The organism is Symbiopectobacterium purcellii, assembly GCF_052050035.1.
Lineage (GTDB): Bacteria > Pseudomonadota > Gammaproteobacteria > Enterobacterales > Enterobacteriaceae > Symbiopectobacterium > Symbiopectobacterium purcellii_A.
Map to the genome: position 1 here is coordinate 3,134,799 of NZ_CP189882.1, position 19,266 is coordinate 3,154,064.

Genomic DNA, 19,266 nt, shown 5'->3' on the forward strand with positions numbered 1-19,266 from the left:
GTGTCAGATAAATTACTTACACCAACCGGGCCACAAACTAACGATGCGGAATCGCTTGATTATATTTTCAAGCAGATGTTGTCCGGTTATTGCTTCATTGAAATTGTTGAAGTGAAGGCGATTAAAGGCGAAGCACCAAATCTGACTGTCGATGTTCTCCCGCTAGTTGCTCGCCTTGACCAGAATAATCAGATGATACAAAACGCTGTAGTGTACAACATACCCGTTTACCGTGCGCAGCGTGGAAATAGTGCGATCATCATGAACCCCGTTCCGGGCGATATTGGGTGGATTGCCGTTTGCGACCGTGATAATTCTGTAGCCCGTGCAAATCGGAAAGCGTCTGTGCCGGGAAGTCGTCGGGCGCACAGTAAATCAGATGCCATCTATAGCCAACCGACTTAAAAATGATTACATCCTATGCCCTGATATGCGGCAAAGAAGCATAGCTGGCTGTTATCAAAATAATGTCGCTTGGCTATATATGGGCGGCCTACTCAATAGGCCGCCGACGCAGTTTATGGAGTTTGCAGATGGAGCACTGAATATCACTTCACCGAACCCGGTAAATATCACCTGTTCAAAAGCGACGGTAGCAGCCCCTCAAGGCGTAACGATAGATACCCCTTCCGCGCATTTCACCGGGGACGTAACGGCAGACGGCAACATCACTGATAATGCTGGAACACAGGCTTCATCACTAAAAATGCTGCGTGACAACTACAATGACCACAAACACCCAGTGAGGGGTGTTCAGCCAGGCTCTTCCAGCGTCATTTCCAATGCTACGGATAAACCATCATGACCTACCGAACGCTAAAACTTTCGATGCAAGTGTGGGATTTGACGTTGGATGGAAGCGGGAATATGGCTATTGCAGATTCAGGTTATGCAGTAGCTCAGGATGTTGCCAGCGCCTGCCTGGTGTTTGCTGGCGAGTGTTATTACGACAACACGTTGGGCATCCCGTGGAAAGAAGAGGTTCTTGGTCATCGTCCTTCACCGGGATACATTGCCGGGAAAATGGAGGCAGAGGCCAGAAAGCTACCCGTCGTCAATCAGGCGCTAGCTTCCGTGCTCTTCGACAAAAACACCCGCCAGACTCGCGGTGTTATCCGCATAACTGACAACGACGGAAACGAATCGCAGGTCACCCTATGACAAAATTAAAAACGGCAGTCCCCGGAGTGACGATAACCGAAAATGGGTTAAGGGTGCCAGACATTGCCGATGTGCTTTCCGGTCGCCTTACTGACATGGATACAGCAATGGAGGGCGGGGCGAGTAAATCCCTGTCATCACCCCAGGGGCAGATTGCACAGTCTGATACCGAGATTATTGCCACAAACTACGACGCGCTGCTCTGCCTGTTCAACCAGATGAACCCAGACTACGCGACGGGGCGCTGGCAGGATGGGATAGGCCGCATCAACTTCATGGAGCGCATCGCTGCACGAGGGACTATAGTCACCGCAACTTGTACGGGAGCAGCCGGTAGGACAATCCCAGAAGGAAGCACCGCACAGGATAAATCTGGATACCTCTATGCGTCCATAAGCGCAGCCACGATTGGCCCTGACGGTGTGGTCGATGTCGAGTTCCAAAATCAGACGACCGGCCCTATCGCTTGCGGTGTTGGTGAACTAAACCAGATTGTATCTCCAGTTTCAGGGTGGGATGCCCTAATTAATCATGCCGCTGGAGTCGTGGGTATTGATGTAGAGTCGCGCATTGCATTCGAGACGAGACGCCGACAATCTGTAGCACGCACAGGAAGAAACACAGACGCGTCAACATTGGCGGCGCTTCTTGCTACCGATGGTGTACTTGACGCTTATGTATGGTCCAATAGAGAGGACGTGACGGTGAATAAGGGTGAAACATCATTCCCGGTAGCTCGCCACTCCCTCTATGTGTGTGCCTATGGAGGGACTGACGCAGATGTTGCGGAAGCGATATACGCAACAAAAAAACCCGGCGTAAACCTGAACGGAAACGCTACATTTATTATTCAGGACAAAGAAAATTACAGCCCACCCTATCCTGAATATATAATAAAATGGAAGAAAGCAGACCCATTGAGGATATACTTTCGCGTTCAGATACAAAACGACATAATCAATCTTCCGTCCGATGTAACAGCCCAGATTAAAAAAATGGTTTCCAGCGTTTTCAACGGTAACCACGAAGGAATAACAAAGGCAAGAATTGGTTCAAGGATTAGCGGTGGTACGTATTACGCACCCGTGATAAGCCTTTCTCCTGAATACATGAATATTCTATCCTTAACCCTTTCTGTGGATGGGGTTAATTATGCTCAGTCGGTAACGGCAGGAATAGATCAAGTACCCACCATACAGGAAGCTGACGTGGAGGTGATCACAGTGTGAGCTGGAAAGAAACTATACTGACTCAATACTCCGCAAGCCCAAGATTACTGGCAATCATCGAAACATTTAATCAGGCCATGAATCTTGATGATTTTACCGATAAATTTATAGATGAAGTTTGGGATGTAACAACAAATGGAACCTACGGGCTAGATATTTGGGGTAAAATAGCAAACGTATCAAGACATATTCAATCTGATATTAGCAGCAACAGTTTCGGATTTTCAGAAGCGGACGATGGCAATATTAATGATCACCCCTCGCCATTCAACGAAGTGCCTTTTTATGCCGGAATTCAAGAGACTGAAACCGTTAGACTTACTGATGATGCATACAGGACACTTATTTTAGCTAAAGCATTTTCCAATATCAGCATGGCGACAATAAGAGAAATGAACAGGTTTTTAACCATACTCTTTAAAGGGAGAGGAAAGGTATTCTGTGTTGATTATGGTGAAATGAGAATGGGGATTATTTGTGAGTTTTATTTAGCGCCTTACGAAAAGGTGATTTTGAATAAATACGACGTATTACCAACCCCTCAAGGGGTTTTATTGACGACCACTCAGCTTGTGCCGCCCTATTTTGGCTTTGCTGATGACGCATACCCGTTCAACGATGGAGCATTTTTTAAAGGTTAATAATGCATAGAAGCTCTCCACCCAAAAAACAGCCACTCCCATTCGGAACGAATGGTCAGAGGGAGAACCTTCTGGAGGATACCCCAGCAGGTGACAACACAGCCTCTTATTCAAAGGGGTTCCCTCCCGTAACAATGATTCTGAAAGCCGCAGGAGGCCTTCCCCCGAAGGGGCAGGACATGAACCAGATACTCTTTGAGCTTTCTGATTTAATGCGCTGGGCGAGCACAGGTGCGATAAACGCATTCGACCCAGCATTTTCATCAGCAATTAGTGGATACCCAAGCGGGGCTCTCGTATTAAGCGATGCTGGCGACAAGATATTTATTAGCGTCATAGACAATAACACTGACAACCCCAATTCAACAAATACCGGATCGTGGAAAAACGCGGCAGATTTTATCGGTGTTTCTGAATCGGTACAACAAGATATAGACGGGAAGCTGGCGAAAGAGCAGAACGGCGCAGACATACCCGATAAACCGTTGTTTCGCAAGAATGTTGGATTGGTTAAGCAAACGAACCAATTCGACGCCACTGCCGGTTCCATTGCACTTAATACTGCGTGGGGGTGGGGAGGTTCAGGCTACAATCAAGCGTGGACCGCTGAAACATTTCTCACATGGGCGAGAAATGCGGCAAATGGCGGTAGGGTTTTTCGCAACGACACGGCTACACCATACAGCAAACGATACGGCTCAGGCGTTTTTATGAGGGCTGGTGATACATGGTCCCTAATTTCTGTAGGAGCTATCGCGGGCGGTCCTGATGTAAACGGCGTAAGAATATCGAGCGGGAATAACAGCGGTTCGGAAACTCAATCTTATGAATTGTGGACAAACCAAAACCTACCAAACCCTATATCAGCATCGGAGTTTGCAGGTATTCCGCTCCCGTTCCCTGGGGCTGTTGCTCCATCGGGTTTTCTGAAATGCAACGGACAGGCGTTTGATAAAACAACCTATCCGATTCTCGCGGAGCTCTACCCATCCGGTCATTTACCTGACCTGCGCGGCGAATTTATTCGTGGCTGGGATGATGGGCGCAAGGTTGATACCGGACGAGCGTTGCTGTCATCTCAGGGCGATGCGATTAGAAACATCACAGCCACCAGGAACGGCGTTGCGGAATGGTCCGACGGCGAAGACATGGGGGCATTCTCAACAGTATTTAAACATGAAGCCCAACTCGCTAAGGGATCCGGTTTTTGCCAATGGGGTAGCCTGACTTTTGACGCATCAAAGGTTGTCCCTACGGCAGCAGAAAATCGCCCACGCAATATTGCCTTTAACTACATTGTGAGAGCAGCATAATGAGCAACTATTCCACTGATATTGAGACTGCCGAATTAGGCGAAAACGGACTCAGCAAAAAAGCTGGCTGGATCACTGTCTATCATGTCAATCAATACACTGGTGAATACCAAAGCGCGAGCATGGAATACCTCATGCTCGGTGTAGGCCTTCCCGCACACAGTTACCCCGATAAGCCAGAGTTACCGCCTGCTGGGCAAGCTCTACGTCGCACGGTGGATGGCAAGTCGTGGGAGTTCTTGCCAGATTATCGCGGACAAACGGTTTACAGCACGGAAACGCGACAGGAGCAGACGGTTACTCAATTCGGCGAACTGCCGGATAATGTCACGTTACTGAAACCACAAACCGAATTTGATGTGTGGAACGGGAAAAAATGGGTGACAGACACGCAAGCCCAGCAAGCGGCAGAATCACACGCTGCGCAGCAGGCAGCGCAACAGGCGTTAAGCTCACGTCTTACCGTGGCGAATGCGCGTATTCAAACGCTGAGCGATGCGGTTGATCTGAATATGGCAACAGAAGAAGAGACGGCAATACTCACAGGGTGGAAGAAATACCGCGTGCTGCTTAACCGGGTGGATATCAGCAAAGCGCCGGATATCGACTGGCCGGAAGCGCCAGAAGGTGAAAAAACGGGGAATTAGCGCCGGTCGTCGAACAGGGAAGACAGTTCGTCGTCGGAAAGGTCGGTGCACGCTTTTACAGCGTCGCGCGGAATTCCACGGGTCAGCATTTGCCTTGCAATTTTGAGCGAGGCACTATGCTCGCCTTCTTGGCGTCCTTCTTGGCGTCCTTCTTGGCGACCGAGTTGTACGCCTTCATGAACACCATCCTGTCGGCCTAACTGGTAGCCTTCCTGCTTGCCCTTCTGGATGCCCTTGGCTTCAAGCTGCTCTGCAATGGTCATGATGTCCTCCCGATAGTCAATGGCTGTGGCGGCGATATATTGTAGGAATTGCTCTTCATCCGACGTATTTCCCCGCTCTGCAATATAGTATATCAGGCTACGAAACTGCTCTTTAGGTATCGCCCATAGATTGAGTAGGCGGGCGATATCGGCTGCCAGTTCCAGCATATCGCGCGTTTTGATGTGCTTCTGTACTAACTCTAGCAACGCCACCCGCCTATGCGTCAGGATTTCATCATCAGGCATAGCGGTGATATCAACGAGCGGGAATGCCTGCGTATAGACTGATTCTGCCAGTTCAGGGTCAGCAAAGCAATCGAGCCATTGGGTGCTGTAGGGGTAGGGCGACGTGGTGCCGTGGTAGAACAGGAGCGGGATGACCACGGGTAAGGTCTCGTTACCTTGCTCCAGGTGCCGCTGCATGGCTGCCATGCTATAACGCATTAAACGCCACGCCATCAACTTCTCGGGCCTACTTTGGTGCTCGATGAGTGTATAAATGTAGCCTTTCCCCGCATTCGTCTGCACGGAATAGAGCATATCCGAACACTGGGTGCGCAGGTCGTCTTCGATAAAGCTGCCCGACTCCATCGCAAGGGTACTGAAGTCGCAGCGTTCACGCAGGTGGGGCGGCAGATGGATTTCCAAAAAGTCTCGGGCCACAGCGATATCGCCGAGAAACTTTTTGAACAGCGAGTCGTGTTGTGAGAGTGAGGATGTTGTCATTGGCGCAGTATACCTTGCTCAGGTTAGGCTATGCCATCGAAATCCCCCTCCCTCAAGTCTGTCAAATCTGGACGATTCTGGCGTAGTCGGCAAGTCGAAATGGACGGTAACTTATTGATAAAAATGTCGTGTATTGTCGTGCTTTGTTGTGTTTTGTCGCCTATTTTTTGAGCGATAAGGTAAAGCAATTTATTGATATTTATGGTTTTTATTCGCCTTAATTCTGCTGTTCGCCAATCAGCGCCAATAATTCGCCGAACGTCATGGCTTGTTCTGGTTTCTCTACCGTCATTGTCATGTCCCTCCGTCATCGACCATCTACCGGCTAGTGTGAAGATTGCAAGGATAAAATAGAAGGTCTCGATTATTAACGTCAGTGATTATTCTGCACTAAACCAATCGTCGGCGCTTTCCCAGGTTTCTTGAAGGATTTCTGAAATTAACGCTTTATCATCCTTATTGCCCCCCAATACGCTCAGATTGTTGGCCGCTGCGTAACGAACCTGAATGGCACTATCGGGATAATGACGGTGTACGCGCTGGGTCAATTCGTACGTCAAGGCTTCAATGGCGCCAGCGGGTAAAGGGGCTGATTTGGCTAATGTGAGTTCTACGCGCATGATACTCTCCTTTAATTGACTGGTTATTTATACAGTTAAAGACGAAGGGGAGCAAGAGGGGTGATACAAATATGTGGTAGTGAAACGCAAAGGCCGTTAAAAGCCCGTGCAGCGCGACTAAGCAGCGCACGGGCGGGAAAATTAACGCACTTGCCAGTTCAGAGTTTGACCCGCGAGGAAAGGCACCAGCGCATCATCACCTAACGCGATGCTTTCTGAGAAGGTCGTGGGAGCCTTATGCAGTTCAATCCAGCCTTCATTGATGGGTAAATCATAAAAGGCGGGTCCATTGAGCGAGCAGAACGCTTCTAACTTATCCAGCGCGCCAATCTCTTCAAACACGGTAGCATAGGCGCAGAGCGCGGCCTGCGCGTTAAATACCCCGGCACAGCCGCAACTTGCTTCTTTTTTGTGACGTGCGTGGGGGGCTGAATCTGTACCGAGGAAGAAACGGTCAGAACCGCTGGCGACCGCATCGCGCAATGCCTGTTGATGAATATTGCGTTTCAGAATCGGCAGGCAATACAAGTGTGGCCGCACACCGCCCACCAGCATATGATTGCGGTTAAACATCAGGTGTTGCGGCGTCACGGTGGCGCCCAGATAGCGATCGCAGTCCAACACGTACTGTGCGGCTTCACGGGTCGTGATGTGTTCAAACACGATTTTCAGCGTAGGGAAGCGTTTGCGTAGCGGCTCCATCACTGATTCGATAAAACGGGCTTCACGGTCGAAAATATCGATAGCCGGATCGGTCACTTCGCCGTGAATCAGCAGCGGCATGCCGATGTCTGCCATCTGCTCAAGAATAGGGAAGATATTGGCGACATCGGTAACCCCAAAACTGGAGTTGGTCGTCGCGTTCGCCGGATAGAGTTTGGCGGCGGTAAATACCCCTTGCTGGAAGCCTGTAACAACCTCTTTCGCGTCCAGCGAGTCTGTCAGATAGCATGTCATCAACGGTTGAAAATCGTCTCCCGCCGGGATCGCGGCAACAATACGTTCGCGATAGGCCAGCGCACTGGCAATGCTGGTGATAGGCGGTGTCAGGTTGGGCATTACGATCGCGCGGCCAAAATGGCGACTGGTAAACGGCAACACGGTTGCGAGTACGTCATCGTCGCGCAGGTGAAGATGCCAGTCATCAGGACGGCGAATTTTTAATACGGTAGACAGCGTTGTCATGAAAAGCGCTCCAGCGGGCTAAATGCTAAATGTCACGAGCAGATACGGCGGGACACAAGCATAAGCGTAAAGGGCTGGGAATGCACCCGTTTGTTGCTGACGACACCTTATTCGAAGTGAGTGGCGTTCTGTGCTAACGACCGCGGTACAGGGTACACGGCAGGGAAAGAGTAGCGTATGGTAAGTCCCATCGCTAATTTCTCAGTCAGGCCTTTTAAGGCCCACTGGGATACCTAACAGGAGCAACTGTCAGCGCCAGTGATATAAGTCCCTAATTCACCATTTGATTTGTCCGCTCCACCCAACATGTTGTTTCCTTATGGTTCCTACACCGAAAAGGATATCAACATGCTGAGCAGAGAGGACTTTTTCATGATAAAGCAAATGTGCCATCAGGGGGCTTACATTAAACTAGTTGCTGAATAGAGACTTGCATTTTTTGTCAGGCTATTGAGAATAAAAAGAGGTTTAACTTAGAGAATAAAGGTTTGAAATGATCAACAAAGAGCGGTTGTTACGAGATAATCGTTTATGTAAAGCAATCATTGGCCCCATTCCCAGTCGAAACGCAACAAAACGGTAGGGCATTATGCCGCCTGTAAGTGCGTTAAAAATACCTCATTTGGAGAACGATAACCCAGCGATTTTCGGCCTCGCGTATTGAGCAGGTGTTCGAGTGCTGCAACCTTGCGATGGGTGACATAATTGAAGTCCGTTCCCTTCGGGTAAAAACGCCGTATCAGGCCGTTGGTATGCTCATTCAACCCGCGTTCCCAGGAATGATATGGCCGGGCAAAGTAGACCGGTGCCCCCGTGACTTTTGTAATTTCCCCGTGCTGGGAAAATTCAGAACCGTTGTCAGCAGTCAGGGTTTTAAACTCGCAGAAGGTATTGGCAACGATGTCCCTGAAGGCCGCTACCACTGTCTCTGCTCGCTTGTTGGGCAGTTTGCGAATGATGACCAGCTTGACGGCTTTATCGACCACCGTCAGCAGGAATGATTTCTGATCTTTGCCAAAGATGGTGTCAATCTCGAAATGCCCGGGTTCCTGCTTGAGGTCAGCAACGGCCGGCCGCTGCTCAATGCCAACACGGTTGGGAATAGGACCGCGTTTGTTCTCATCGGTCTGATAGTTATACCGTTTACCCCGATGAGGGAGCTGCTGATACAGCTCACCGCCGGCCCGGCGCTCCTGCTGGATATAGCGATAGAGCGAGTTCTTGCTGACGGACAGGCCAAATTCCAGGACCAGGCGCCCACTGATGACCTCAGGTGAGGTGTGGGTAGACAGCGCCGTTCTGATAAAGTCCTGAATGTGCGGTTCAAGCTGGTTAATCACGCTGTCCGGCCGAGTTTTCTGCCGCCGCCCTCTGGCCAACGTTTCGGCCCTTCTGCAGGAATAGACCCCGTTGAAAGCGGCGTCGGTATTGCGTCTGAGTTCCCTGCTGATGGTATAGCTAAACGACTTAATTTTGATTACATTATTTAAATGAGCTATTCAATTGATTTTAGACGTAAAGTGATATCTACACGGAAAAACGAAGGGTTGAGTATCCGAGAAACAGCGAAGCAATTTCGGATTGGCCCTGCCTCTGTATCGCGTTGGATTAATCAAATAGAGTCAAAAGCATCGACCACGCGTCAGCGAAAGATCGATAAATCCGAGTTGATAAAAGATGTTGAACAATATCCAGATGCTTACCAAAAAGAACGTGCAGAGCGTTTTGGCGTTTGTCAGAAGGCAATTTGGCAAGCGCTTAAAAAGCTGGGATTGACCTATAAAAAAAACGCTACGTCATCCGAAAGCCGACGAAAACGCCCGGCAGGGATTTCAACAAAAAAAACAACAGTATGAAAAAGAAGGTAAACCTATTGTTTTTATTGATGAAAGTGGTTTTTCACACGATGCCCCACGGACTCACGGCTATTCCCCAAAAGGTCAACGGTGTTTTGGCCTGAAGAACTGGGGAGCTAGGGGAAGAACAAATGTTATCGGCGCTTTATTAGGCACAACGCTGTTTGCTATCGGATTATTTGATATCAATATTAACAGCGATGTTTTCTATGCCTGGGTCACACAAGTCCTTATCCCAGTACTCCCTAAAAACAGTGTAATCATGATGGACAATGCCACTTTTCACAAAAAACATAATATTCAACAAGTCATCATCGATGCAGGGTATATGGTGGAGTATTTGCCTACATATTCGCCAGATCTTAACCCAATTGAGCATAAATGGGCACAAGCAAAAAGCAAAAAAAGAGAGATGGGTTGCGATACAGAGAGTTTGTTCTCAGTCCATATGGTGTAATCAAAATTAAGTCGCTTGGCTATAGAACGAGGAAGCTCCAGTTCCCGGGCGATGGTGGCCTGGTTAACCCCATCACCACGCCGCTTTTCGATGTAGAACCGTTCTTTGTGAGTCAGATGTTTTCCCTGCATGCAACGGGATCTCCAGTAGGGCCAGAACGGTGATTTTATCCGACTCTGGCCAGTGGGTCACTTTGTTGCGTTTCGAGTGGGAATGGGGCTTGGATTATCAATCGAAGAATTGAAAAATTTAGCCGCTGAATTTTCAGCTTGTTATTTGATTTATCGGAAAAAGAATCGAAAAGATCACGAGCGGCAGATGGGTGCAGGGCAGAAAGGATTTATCCCAACCCCATTAGATAAACTGCTTTTTATTTTATTGTATTTAAAATGTTATCCGACCTATGATTTGCAAGGACTTCTTTTTGGTTTAGATAGAACACGGGTATGTCGCTGGGTAAAAATATTATTGCCGGTTTTAGAGATGACCTTGGGGCGAGAATGTGTTTTGCTCGCTCGTCAAATTCGCTCTGCTGAGGAATTTTTTCGCGCCTTTCCTGGAGTTAAAGACGTCTTTATTGATGGGACAGAGCGACCTGTCCAAAAGCCTAAGAATCTGCGTCGGCGAAAAAAAATGTATTCGGGAAAGAAAAGACAGACCACTCGAAAAGGGCTTATTATGACTGACGAAACAAGGCAAATTGGATTTATCCCCATGAGCAAAAATGGGCGCCGTCACGATAAACGCTTACTCGATAAAGTCGATATAATTCGCCATATTCCTCCTGAGGTAACCATCTGGGCAGATACCGGTTTTCAATGTATAGATAAACAGCATCCTAATACACAAATCCCAAAAAAAGGAACTCGAAAAAGACCTTTATCGCCTGAACAAAAACAAGAAAATAAAATAATCTCGGGCATCCGTATTAGAGACTGTAAAATAATCTGTGTAAATGGCATTTTGAGGAAAACCTTCAAAGGATAACAAAATGCCTATCAGCAACGAACTTATTGACCAACTGCGGCTTTGTTGAATAATTTAACATGCTGATTTACATAATTATTATAACACTTCAACAACTAAGTTTTCCAGCCGTAATGCTTTTTATTGTGCTAACTACTTGATTTGTCGTTCTAACAAAATACAGTCTCTGTACATGCATTCTACCTAAAGAAGATGTAAATCAAACGGTTAAATTATTCAACAAAGCCACCAACTGCTTCAAGATTGTCACTCCCCTCAGGATCTGCTGGGTGAATCAGGCCTACTCAAGGTGCTGACTAAAAGACTGGCGGAACGGGTTCTTGAAGCTGAGATGGAGATGCACCTTGGGTATGCTAAGCATGACCCGGCAGGTAATCATTCAGGCAACTCCCGCAATGGCAAGACATCCAAGAGCGTACGTAGCCAAAATGGGGAGATCGAGCTCGATATTCCGCGCGACCGCAACAGTATAGCCAAGCGACTTAATTTTGATTACACCATATGGACTGAGAACAAACTCTCTGTATCGCAACCCATCTCTCTTTTTTTGCTTTTTGCTTGTGCCCATTTATGCTCAATTGGGTTAAGATCTGGCGAATATGTAGGCAAATACTCCACCATATACCCTGCATCGATGATGACTTGTTGAATATTATGTTTTTTGTGAAAAGTGGCATTGTCCATCATGATTACACTGTTTTTAGGGAGTACTGGGATAAGGACTTGTGTGACCCAGGCATAGAAAACATCGCTGTTAATATTGATATCAAATAATCCGATAGCAAACAGCGTTGTGCCTAATAAAGCGCCGATAACATTTGTTCTTCCCCTAGCTCCCCAGTTCTTCAGGCCAAAACACCGTTGACCTTTTGGGGAATAGCCGTGAGTCCGTGGGGCATCGTGTGAAAAACCACTTTCATCAATAAAAACAATAGGTTTACCTTCTTTTTCATACTGTTGTTTTTTTTGTTGAAATCCCTGCCGGGCGTTTTCGTCGGCTTTCGGATGACGTAGAGTTTTTTTTATAGGTCAATCCCAGCTTTTTAAGCGCTTGCCAAATGGCCTTCTGACAAACGCCAAAACGCTCTGCACGTTCTTTTTGGTAAGCATCTGGATATTGTTCAACATCTTTTATCAACTCGGATTTATCGATCTTTCGCTGACGCGTGGTCGATGCTTTTGACTCTATTTGATTAATCCAACGCGATACAGAGGCAGGGCCAATCCGAAATTGCTTCGCTGTTTCTCGGATACTCAACCCTTCGTTTTTCCGTGTAGATATCACTTTACGTCTAAAATCAATTGAATAGCTCATTTAAATAATGTAATCAAAATTAAGTCGTTTAGCTATACCTTCGAGCCGACACTGATCGGTAAGAACGAAAAACAGCTTAACGGCTTCGATGACCGCATTATTTCTCTCTATTCCAGAGGGTTATCAACCCGTGATATTCAGGCACACTTTAAAGAAGTCTACGGGGTCGATGTTTCCGCTGGCTTCATTTCTCAAGTGACCAATGCTGTGATGGATGAAGTTAAGCGCTGGCAGCAACGGCCGCTGGATGCGCTTTATCCCATTGTTTACCTTGACTGTATTGTTGTCAAAAGCCAGGACGGCGGAGCCGTGGCCAACAAGTCTGTTTATCTGGCCCTCGGCGTCAACGGCCAGGGCGAAAAAGAGCTGCTGGGGCTATGGATAGCCAAAACTGAGGGGGCCAAGTTCTGGTTATCTGTGATGACAGAACTGAAAAATCGTGGGCTAAAGGACATCTTCGTCGCCTGCTGCGATGGCCTGAAAGGCTTTCCTGATGCCATTGAAGCTGTTTACCCGCATACGCGGGTACAGCTCTGCATTGTGCATCAGGTGCGGAACTCGCTGCGCTACGTCGGCTGGAAAGAGCGTAAGGCCGTTGCTGCTGACCTGCGCACTATCTATAGTTCCGCAACGCTAGAGGGCGCTGAAGAGGCCCTGGATGCCTTCGCTGCCAAATGGGATGAGCAGTTCCCGACGATCAGCCCGTCGTGGAGAAATAATTGGGAACGTCTCATCGTCATTTTTGACTTTCCGCCGGAGATCCGCAAGGTTATCTACACCACCAACGCGATAGAGTCGTTAAATGCTTCATTGCGCAAGATAACGAAAACGCGACGAATATTTCCAACGGATGACTCGGTGATAAAATTACTCTATCTAGCCTTGCATAATATCTCTGCTAAATGGACCTTGCCAATCAGAGACTGGAAACCTGCTATGAGCCAATTCATGTTGATGTATGGAGAACGAATCTCCGGTTAAGCAATGGAGCCATTTACACAAAATTCTTTACAGACTCCCGTATTACAGTTGAACACGCCATCGCGGGTATCAAGCGCCTCGGTTGCATGACCCAAATTTTACGGAATCGTAGACCCTTTATTGATGATACCTTCTTACTCCTTAGCGCCGGTCTTTGGAATTTCCATCTCAGAACAGCGTAAAATTTACTTCAATCACCGAAACACCCTTATTTCACTATTAAGCAACACGCTTATTGTCGATATTGCCACCCAAATCGGTTGTTCCGAGCGCACCGTCAGACGGTATCTGCGTTATCCATCTCCGCCGGCGCGTAAGGCCCGGCTGCGAATGGAAAAACTCCGCCCTTTCATGGAGTACATCGATATGCGTCTGACCGAAAACGTCTGGAACGCCGAAGTGATATTCCATGAAATCAGAAAGATGGGCTATCCCGGCGGACGCTCCACGCTTCGGGCTTACATCCAGCCCAAACGTAAAATGTGGCCGGGTAAAAAGACCGTGCGCTTCGAAACCCAGCCAGGTTACCAGTTACAGCATGACTGGGGAGAAATCGAGGCGGAGGTGTCTGGTGAACGCTGCAAAATCAACTTCGCCGTGAACACGCTGGGTTACTCGCGTCGCCTCCACGTCTTTGCGGCACCGAGCCAGGATGCGGAGCACACCTATGAGTCCCTGGTGCGGGCCTTCCGTTACTTCGGTGGCGGCGTGAAAACCGTGCTGGTCGATAATCAGAAAGCGGCCGTGCTGAAAAATCACAACGGCAATGTGGTGTTCAACGTAGGCTTCCTGCAACTGGCGCAGCACTATGACTTCCAGCCCCGGGCGTGTCGCCCCCGCCGCGCGCGAACCAAGGGCAAGGTTGAACGCATGGTCGACTACCTCAAATACAACTTCTTTGTCCGTTACACGCAGTTCGACAGCTTCGCGCACGTTAACCAGTTGCTGGAGCAGTGGCTTGCCGAGGTCGCAGACCAGCGCGAGCTGCGCCAGTTCCGGCAAACGCCGGCGACCCGCTTCGAGGAAGAAAAAGGGCACCTGCAGGCGTTGCCGGCAACGGACTTCGATACCAGCTACTTCGACATCCGTCATGTGGCCTGGGACGGCTATATCGAGGTGCGGGGTAATCGTTACTCCGTGCCGGAGGCCTGGTGTGGCCGCCCGGTCTCAATCCGGATCACGCTGGATGATGAGCTGAGGAACTACGGCAATGAGCAGCTTGTGGCCACTCATCGCCGGAACAACCGTGGTACCGGGTGGCAGACCGTTCCGGAGCACCATGCACCGCTGTGGCAACAGGTGAGCATGGTAGAACACCGTCCGCTGAGTGCTTATGAGGAGCTGCTGTGATGCATGAACTGGAGACGCTGCTGGGCCGTCTGAAAATGGAGCATCTGGGGTACCAGGTAGAAAGCCTGCTGGAGCAGGCGGCGAAGGAAGAACTCAACTACCGCGAGTTCCTGTGCCGAGCGCTGCAACAGGAATGGAGCGGGCGCCATCAACGCGGTATGGAGTCCCGGCTGAAGCAAGCCCGGCTCCCCTGGGTGAAAACGCTGGAGCAGTTCGACCTCAGCTTCCAGCCGGGCATCGACCGTAAGGTGGTGAGAGAGCTTGCCGGCCTGGCGTTAGTAGAACGAAGCGAAAACGTGATCCTGCTGGGTCCACCGGGCGTGGGCAAAACGCATCTGGCGGTGGCGCTGGGCGTGAAAGCGGCGGATGCAGGGCATCGGGTGCTGTTCATGCCGCTGGACAGGCTGATAGCGACGCTGATGAAGGCGCGACAGGAAAGCCGTCTGGAGCGCCAGCTGCAGCAGCTGAGTTATGCGCGCGTGCTGATCCTCGATGAAATCGGCTACCTGCCGATGAACCGTGAGGAGGCAAGCCTGTTCTTCAGGCTGCTGAATCGGCGTTACGAGAAGGCCAGGATCATCCTGACGTCGAACAAGGGGTTCGCGGACTGGGGAGAGATGTTCGGCGACAACGTGCTGGCAACGGCGATCCTGGACAGGTTGCTGCATCACTCAACGACGCTGAATATCAAGGGGGAGAGCTACCGGCTAAGAGAGAAACGTAAGGCAGGCGTACTGAGCAAGAATCGTGCGCCAGAAAACAACGAGGCATCGCTGGAGAAAAGCGGTCAACCTGGTTGATGAATAGCGGACATTAAAAATGGTGAAAAACGGTCAAAGATCGTTGCGTTGACACAACATATGGAATTGCGTATTGTCGCCAGTATTCAGGCCAAACCAGAGCACGTCGATGCTGTAGCACAAGCGGTGAAAAAGGTGGTGGCACCCAGTCGGGCCGAAGCGGGAAACCTGCAATACGATCTGCACGAATCACTGGAAGCGCCGGGTACGTTCGTCTTTTTTGAACGTTGGACAAGCCGTGAGGTCTTGACGGAACACGAAGCAACCCCAAACTTTCAGCAACTGGTGGCCGAGTTGGAAGGCAAAACGCTGGGTATGGTGATCACCCCGCTGCGCGCGCTGATTTAAGTTGCGGTATTTACTACTGCCATAAAAAAAACCCTCTAAAGAGGGGTTTTTTGTGCCTGGACGGCGTATTTACTCAAACGCAGCGGGTTTTGCTGCTGCTGCGGTCGCATGGTTGACGGCAGAGTGCCCACCCGCGCTGCCTTTACCGGCGAACTCGGTGGTGGTGCGTACCCAATTGCTGTGGCGCGGTGCTTCCGCCTCATAGGCAGGCGCAGGCGCTTTAGTCATCGGGGCGGAGGCTGCGTGCTGCTGTTTTGCCGCGCTTCGTAACGGCTGTACCGAACGAGTCGTGGGCGAAACCGAAGATTCGGCTACCACCGGTGCAGCTTCAACAGCGGCGACCGGTGTAATGGACTCAATCACGTCGGCGGCTTCTGTCGTTTTAACATCAACAGGTTCAACGTCAGCAACCGCTGGCGCTGTGTCTTCCGTTACCTGCGCGACCTTCGCTACTGCGGCGTGTTCTTCGACGGCTTCGACAGCCGCCTGCTCAGCGATCGCTGCGGGTGCCGTTGGTGTTACCACCGGCTGTTCCTCGACAACTGAACTTTGCTCCGAAGCCGTTTCCACGACAGCGACAGGCTCAGTCACCTCTGCATCTGCAACCTCAACGGGTGCTGTTGCTAACACCGCCTCAGGGACTACGACCTGTTCAACGGTAACAGGTGCTTCGACCGCGTCTTGTGCGACATCTTCAGGGGTAACCGGCTCGATACTCGCCGTGTCGGCGATAAGCGGTGCGGTGACGATGTCAGTCGCAAGCGTAGCAACAGGTTGCACTTCAGCGTCAAGAGCAGCAATGACCGGCAGTGCCGCAACCGGTGCTTCGATAGCGGGTGCCAGCTCAGTGGTTTGTTCGTCGTTTTGTGCCAATGCAGCCACCGGATAGCGGACCCACACTTTACCGGACGCCATTTCCGGCGAGGCAGAAGCCTGTGCCAACGGCATCGGAGATTGTGTCGGATAACGCTCATCACGATAGCGACGACGACGTTGACCACTCACGCGCAGATGACGCGGTGAACGGCGCGAGCGGCGTGGCATATTGGCATCATTACGGCCCGCCTCGGCCTGCTCAGCGTTGGCTTCAGTTTCCGAAGGCGCATTTGTCACGACATCGGTCAACAATGGCAGCGCGTGTTCTGCCACCGGTGCCGGGGATGCTGAGGCTTCAACCTGACTATCTGCCTGAGCTGTGTCACCGTCAATGATACGCACTTTCTGTGTTAACTGGCGGCGCTGACGGCGCGGCATTACCGGCGTCGGTTTCTCCTGTTCACTCTCTTCCTGTACGCTTTCTTCATCACGGTTCAGGGCTTTAACATCTTGCTGAACCTGACGTTTTTCATCCTGACGACGACGTTGACGCTCTGCACGTTGTTCACGGCGTTGCTGATCGTCACGCGGCGCTTTTTCTACCGCTTCTTCAACGGGGGCGACAGCTTCCGTTACCGCTGGAGCGTTCTGGCGTTTTTTGCGACGGTTCTCATCGCGTGATTCGCGGTTGCCGTCACGGCTTTCCTTGTTGCCATCACAGCTGTCACGCGCGCCGTCACGTTGATTACGATCGCGACGGTTGTTTGAGCCTTGACGACGACCGGAACGACGCTCTTGGCGCTGCTCCGTAGACGCTGCTTCTTGTGTATTGGTGCTTTCCGGTTGGCTTTCCGCGCTGGCAAACATGTTTTTCAACGCGCCGAACAGACGACCAAACAGCCCTGGCGTTGCTGGCGCAGCAGCTTGCTCCGGTGTAATGACCGGTGATTCAGGCAGATCAGGCATGGTAAACGTGGCCAAGGCCGGCTGCTCAGGAACCTTACGTTCCAGAGATTGCTCTTCCTGAACCTGTTGTGCCTCAGCATCAAGACGCTGTGGCAGCAGATAGCTGAGCGTGGTCTTTTCTTCACCTTTACGCACGCGCAGAACGTGATAATGCGGCGTTTGCATACCATCGTGCGGCACGATAACGGCGCGCACACCACCCTGACGCTTCTCAATGGCATTCACGGCTTCGCGCTTTTCGTTCAACAGATAAGACGCGATAGGCACCGGCACGATAGCGTGAACTTCACGGGTGTTCTCTTTCAGCGCTTCTTCTTCAATCAGACGCAGGATAGAGAGCGACAGCGATTCGTTATCACGGATAGTGCCCGTTCCGCTACAGCGCGGACAGACGTGATGGCTGGATTCACCGAGCGACGGGCTCAAGCGCTGACGGGACATTTCCAGCAGGCCGAAGCGGGAGATGCGACCAATCTGAATACGTGCGCGATCCTGACGAACGGCATCGCGCAGGCGGTTTTCCACTTCGCGCTGATGGCGAACTGGAGTCATGTCGATAAAGTCGATAACAATCAAACCACCGAGGTCGCGCAGACGCAACTGGCGGGCGATTTCGTCTGCCGCTTCGAGGTTGGTGTTGAAGGCAGTTTCTTCGATATCGCCGCCGCGTGTTGCGCGGGCGGAGTTGATGTCGATCGCTGTCAACGCTTCCGTCGTATCGATAACAATCGAGCCGCCAGAAGGCAGGCGCACTTCACGCTGGAAGGCGGATTCAATCTGCGATTCGATCTGGTAGTGGCTGAACAACGGGATTTCACCGCTGTACAATTTGATTTTGCTGCTGAAATCCGGACGACCCAGGGCAGAAATATGCTCTTTGGCAAGGTCGAGGATTTTCGGATTATCGATAAGAATTTCACCGATATCCGGGCGCATGTAGTCGCGGAATGCGCGAACGATAACATTGCTTTCCTGATGAATCAGGAAAGGGGCAGGGCGACCTTCCGCCGCTTTTTGGATGGCATCCCAGTGTTTCAGACGGAATGCCAGATCCCACTGGAGCGACTCGGCAGATTTGCCAACACCAGCGGTACGCACGATAAGCCCCATGCCATCAGGCAGTTCGAGCGAGCTCAGTGCTTCTTTCAGTTCAGTGCGATCGTCGCCTTCAATGCGACGAGAAATGCCACCCGCGCGCGGGTTGTTCGGCATCAACACCAGATAGCTGCCTGCCAGGCTGATAAACGTGGTCAGCGCTGCGCCTTTGTTGCCACGCTCTTCTTTGTCCACCTGAACAATTACTTCCTGTCCTTCGCGCAACACGTCTTTGATGTTGGGACGACCGTGGGAGGCATAGTTACTGGGGAAGTATTCGCGAGCAATCTCTTTTAACGGAAGGAAACCGTGTCTTTCAGCGCCGTAATCGACAAAAGCAGCTTCAAGACTGGGTTCGATGCGGGTGATTTTTCCTTTATAGATATTGGCTTTTTTCTGCTCATGGCCTGGGCTTTCAATATCCAGATCGTAGAGCAGTTGACCATCAACCAAAGCAACACGCAACTCTTCTTGCTGAGTCGCGTTAATTAACATTCTTTTCATCTTAAC

General features: G+C 50.4%; 20 protein-coding genes and 3 pseudogenes. 16 read left to right on the top strand and 7 right to left on the bottom strand.

Going from position 1 to position 19,266, the window contains the following annotated elements:
- The 7 genes and pseudogenes from ACQGXV_RS21745 to ACQGXV_RS21775 all read left to right on the top strand — a co-directional run bounded on the left by ACQGXV_RS21745 (position 1) and on the right by ACQGXV_RS21775 (position 4,991).
- Complete coding sequence (locus tag ACQGXV_RS21745) at positions 1-405, top strand: hypothetical protein (RefSeq protein WP_440863098.1); 405 nt, start codon at positions 1-3, stop codon at positions 403-405.
- The gene (locus tag ACQGXV_RS21750) at positions 380-805 is read left to right on the top strand and encodes a hypothetical protein (protein WP_440863099.1); all 426 of its coding nucleotides are present in this window, start codon (positions 380-382) and stop codon (positions 803-805) included. The genes ACQGXV_RS21745 and ACQGXV_RS21750 overlap by 26 nt, the downstream gene beginning before the upstream one ends.
- Complete coding sequence (locus ACQGXV_RS21755) at positions 802-1,161, top strand: hypothetical protein (protein ID WP_440863022.1); 360 nt, start codon at positions 802-804, stop codon at positions 1,159-1,161. The genes ACQGXV_RS21750 and ACQGXV_RS21755 overlap by 4 nt, the downstream gene beginning before the upstream one ends.
- Entirely contained in the window at positions 1,158-2,390 is a 1,233-nt protein-coding gene (locus ACQGXV_RS21760) for a baseplate J/gp47 family protein (RefSeq protein ID WP_440863023.1), read from the top strand. The genes ACQGXV_RS21755 and ACQGXV_RS21760 overlap by 4 nt, the downstream gene beginning before the upstream one ends.
- Positions 2,387-3,031, top strand: coding sequence for a DUF2612 domain-containing protein (locus ACQGXV_RS21765; RefSeq protein ID WP_440863024.1), 645 nt, complete (start codon positions 2,387-2,389; stop codon positions 3,029-3,031). Before ACQGXV_RS21760 ends, ACQGXV_RS21765 begins: the two co-directional genes overlap by 4 nt.
- An 878-nt stretch (positions 3,032-3,909) precedes the next feature.
- Positions 3,910-4,344 (top strand): annotated as a pseudogene (locus ACQGXV_RS21770) (phage tail protein); the annotation flags it as partial.
- Positions 4,344-4,991 (top strand): tail fiber assembly protein, encoded by a 648-nt coding sequence (locus ACQGXV_RS21775; protein WP_440863100.1) that lies wholly within the window; start codon positions 4,344-4,346, stop codon positions 4,989-4,991. The pseudogene ACQGXV_RS21770 and the gene ACQGXV_RS21775, both read left to right, overlap by 1 nt.
- Here the strand turns inward: ACQGXV_RS21775 and ACQGXV_RS21780 are convergent.
- From ACQGXV_RS21780 to ACQGXV_RS21795, 4 genes are all read right to left on the bottom strand, one after another.
- A complete protein-coding gene (locus ACQGXV_RS21780; RefSeq protein ID WP_440863101.1) occupies positions 4,988-5,980 on the bottom strand; it encodes an Rpn family recombination-promoting nuclease/putative transposase in 993 nt (330 codons plus the stop codon). The two genes, ACQGXV_RS21775 and ACQGXV_RS21780, sit on opposite strands and share 4 nt — an antisense overlap.
- Before the next feature lie 380 nt (positions 5,981-6,360).
- Positions 6,361-6,600 carry a DNA damage-inducible protein I gene (gene dinI, locus ACQGXV_RS21785; protein WP_440863102.1) on the bottom strand — a complete coding sequence of 80 codons (240 nt, stop codon included), beginning with the start codon at positions 6,598-6,600 and terminating at the stop codon, positions 6,361-6,363.
- 141 nt (positions 6,601-6,741) lie between these two features.
- Positions 6,742-7,785 carry a dihydroorotase gene (pyrC, locus tag ACQGXV_RS21790; RefSeq protein ID WP_440863103.1) on the bottom strand — a complete coding sequence of 348 codons (1,044 nt, stop codon included), beginning with the start codon at positions 7,783-7,785 and terminating at the stop codon, positions 6,742-6,744.
- A 587-nt stretch (positions 7,786-8,372) separates the two neighbouring features.
- Complete coding sequence (locus tag ACQGXV_RS21795) at positions 8,373-9,284, bottom strand: IS30 family transposase (protein WP_440867546.1); 912 nt, start codon at positions 9,282-9,284, stop codon at positions 8,373-8,375.
- Here ACQGXV_RS21795 and ACQGXV_RS21800 point away from each other — a divergent pair.
- The 4 genes and pseudogenes from ACQGXV_RS21800 to ACQGXV_RS21815 form a co-directional block, all read left to right on the top strand.
- Positions 9,276-9,641: an IS630 transposase-related protein gene (locus ACQGXV_RS21800; protein ID WP_440863104.1), complete on the top strand. Its 366-nt coding sequence runs from the start codon at positions 9,276-9,278 to the stop codon at positions 9,639-9,641. The two genes, ACQGXV_RS21795 and ACQGXV_RS21800, sit on opposite strands and share 9 nt — an antisense overlap.
- Positions 9,565-10,098, top strand: coding sequence for an IS630 family transposase (locus tag ACQGXV_RS21805; protein ID WP_440862665.1), 534 nt, complete (start codon positions 9,565-9,567; stop codon positions 10,096-10,098). The genes ACQGXV_RS21800 and ACQGXV_RS21805 overlap by 77 nt, the downstream gene beginning before the upstream one ends.
- 213 nt (positions 10,099-10,311) lie before the next feature.
- Positions 10,312-11,085 (top strand): transposase family protein, encoded by a 774-nt coding sequence (locus tag ACQGXV_RS21810; protein WP_440863105.1) that lies wholly within the window; start codon positions 10,312-10,314, stop codon positions 11,083-11,085.
- Positions 11,086-11,296: 211 nt separating this feature from the next.
- Positions 11,297-11,551 (top strand): annotated as a pseudogene (locus tag ACQGXV_RS21815) (transposase); the annotation flags it as partial.
- A gap of 26 nt (positions 11,552-11,577) precedes the next feature.
- Here the strand turns inward: ACQGXV_RS21815 and ACQGXV_RS21820 are convergent.
- Both ACQGXV_RS21820 and ACQGXV_RS21825 read right to left on the bottom strand, forming a co-directional pair.
- Positions 11,578-12,111, bottom strand: a complete 534-nt coding sequence (locus ACQGXV_RS21820) for an IS630 family transposase (RefSeq protein WP_440862665.1) — start codon at positions 12,109-12,111, stop codon at positions 11,578-11,580.
- Complete coding sequence (locus ACQGXV_RS21825; protein WP_440862584.1) at positions 12,035-12,400, bottom strand: IS630 transposase-related protein; 366 nt, start codon at positions 12,398-12,400, stop codon at positions 12,035-12,037. Before ACQGXV_RS21825 ends, ACQGXV_RS21820 begins: the two co-directional genes overlap by 77 nt.
- 36 nt (positions 12,401-12,436) lie before the next feature.
- Between ACQGXV_RS21825 and ACQGXV_RS21830 the strand changes: the two are divergent.
- The 5 genes and pseudogenes from ACQGXV_RS21830 to ACQGXV_RS21850 all read left to right on the top strand — a co-directional run.
- Positions 12,437-13,381: pseudogene (locus ACQGXV_RS21830) on the top strand (IS256 family transposase); the annotation flags it as partial.
- A complete protein-coding gene (locus tag ACQGXV_RS21835; RefSeq protein WP_440863106.1) occupies positions 13,303-13,563 on the top strand; it encodes a hypothetical protein in 261 nt (86 codons plus the stop codon). The pseudogene ACQGXV_RS21830 and the gene ACQGXV_RS21835, both read left to right, overlap by 79 nt.
- Positions 13,502-14,731, top strand: coding sequence for an IS21 family transposase (istA, locus tag ACQGXV_RS21840; RefSeq protein ID WP_440863107.1), 1,230 nt, complete (start codon positions 13,502-13,504; stop codon positions 14,729-14,731). Before ACQGXV_RS21835 ends, istA begins: the two co-directional genes overlap by 62 nt.
- The gene (gene istB / locus ACQGXV_RS21845; protein WP_440867547.1) at positions 14,731-15,531 is read left to right on the top strand and encodes an IS21-like element helper ATPase IstB; all 801 of its coding nucleotides are present in this window, start codon (positions 14,731-14,733) and stop codon (positions 15,529-15,531) included. The genes istA and istB overlap by 1 nt, the downstream gene beginning before the upstream one ends.
- Positions 15,532-15,591: 60 nt before the next feature.
- Complete coding sequence (locus ACQGXV_RS21850; RefSeq protein ID WP_440863108.1) at positions 15,592-15,879, top strand: putative quinol monooxygenase; 288 nt, start codon at positions 15,592-15,594, stop codon at positions 15,877-15,879.
- A gap of 69 nt (positions 15,880-15,948) precedes the next feature.
- Here ACQGXV_RS21850 and rne read toward each other — a convergent pair whose 3' ends face one another.
- Positions 15,949-19,260 carry a ribonuclease E gene (gene rne / locus ACQGXV_RS21855; RefSeq protein WP_440863109.1) on the bottom strand — a complete coding sequence of 1,104 codons (3,312 nt, stop codon included), beginning with the start codon at positions 19,258-19,260 and terminating at the stop codon, positions 15,949-15,951.
- Positions 19,261-19,266: the final 6 nt, after the last annotated feature.

What these genes read in the sequence shown, in the direction of transcription:
- ACQGXV_RS21850 (WP_440863108.1), top strand. Translation starts at nt 15,592, where the DNA reads ATGGAATTGCGTATTGTCGCCAGTATTCAGGCCAAACCAGAGCACGTC.
- ACQGXV_RS21800 (WP_440863104.1), top strand. Translation starts at nt 9,276, where the DNA reads ATGAGCTATTCAATTGATTTTAGACGTAAAGTGATATCTACACGGAAA.
- rne (WP_440863109.1), bottom strand. Translation starts at nt 19,260, where the DNA reads ATGAAAAGAATGTTAATTAACGCGACTCAGCAAGAAGAGTTGCGTGTT.
- ACQGXV_RS21750 (WP_440863099.1), top strand. Translation starts at nt 380, where the DNA reads ATGCCATCTATAGCCAACCGACTTAAAAATGATTACATCCTATGCCCT.
- ACQGXV_RS21810 (WP_440863105.1), top strand. Translation starts at nt 10,312, where the DNA reads ATGGGGCTTGGATTATCAATCGAAGAATTGAAAAATTTAGCCGCTGAA.
- ACQGXV_RS21775 (WP_440863100.1), top strand. Translation starts at nt 4,344, where the DNA reads ATGAGCAACTATTCCACTGATATTGAGACTGCCGAATTAGGCGAAAAC.
- istB (WP_440867547.1), top strand. Translation starts at nt 14,731, where the DNA reads ATGCATGAACTGGAGACGCTGCTGGGCCGTCTGAAAATGGAGCATCTG.
- pyrC (WP_440863103.1), bottom strand. Translation starts at nt 7,785, where the DNA reads ATGACAACGCTGTCTACCGTATTAAAAATTCGCCGTCCTGATGACTGG.
- ACQGXV_RS21755 (WP_440863022.1), top strand. Translation starts at nt 802, where the DNA reads ATGACCTACCGAACGCTAAAACTTTCGATGCAAGTGTGGGATTTGACG.
- ACQGXV_RS21760 (WP_440863023.1), top strand. Translation starts at nt 1,158, where the DNA reads ATGACAAAATTAAAAACGGCAGTCCCCGGAGTGACGATAACCGAAAAT.
- ACQGXV_RS21835 (WP_440863106.1), top strand. Translation starts at nt 13,303, where the DNA reads ATGGACCTTGCCAATCAGAGACTGGAAACCTGCTATGAGCCAATTCAT.
- dinI (WP_440863102.1), bottom strand. Translation starts at nt 6,600, where the DNA reads ATGCGCGTAGAACTCACATTAGCCAAATCAGCCCCTTTACCCGCTGGC.
- ACQGXV_RS21780 (WP_440863101.1), bottom strand. Translation starts at nt 5,980, where the DNA reads ATGACAACATCCTCACTCTCACAACACGACTCGCTGTTCAAAAAGTTT.
- ACQGXV_RS21825 (WP_440862584.1), bottom strand. Translation starts at nt 12,400, where the DNA reads ATGAGCTATTCAATTGATTTTAGACGTAAAGTGATATCTACACGGAAA.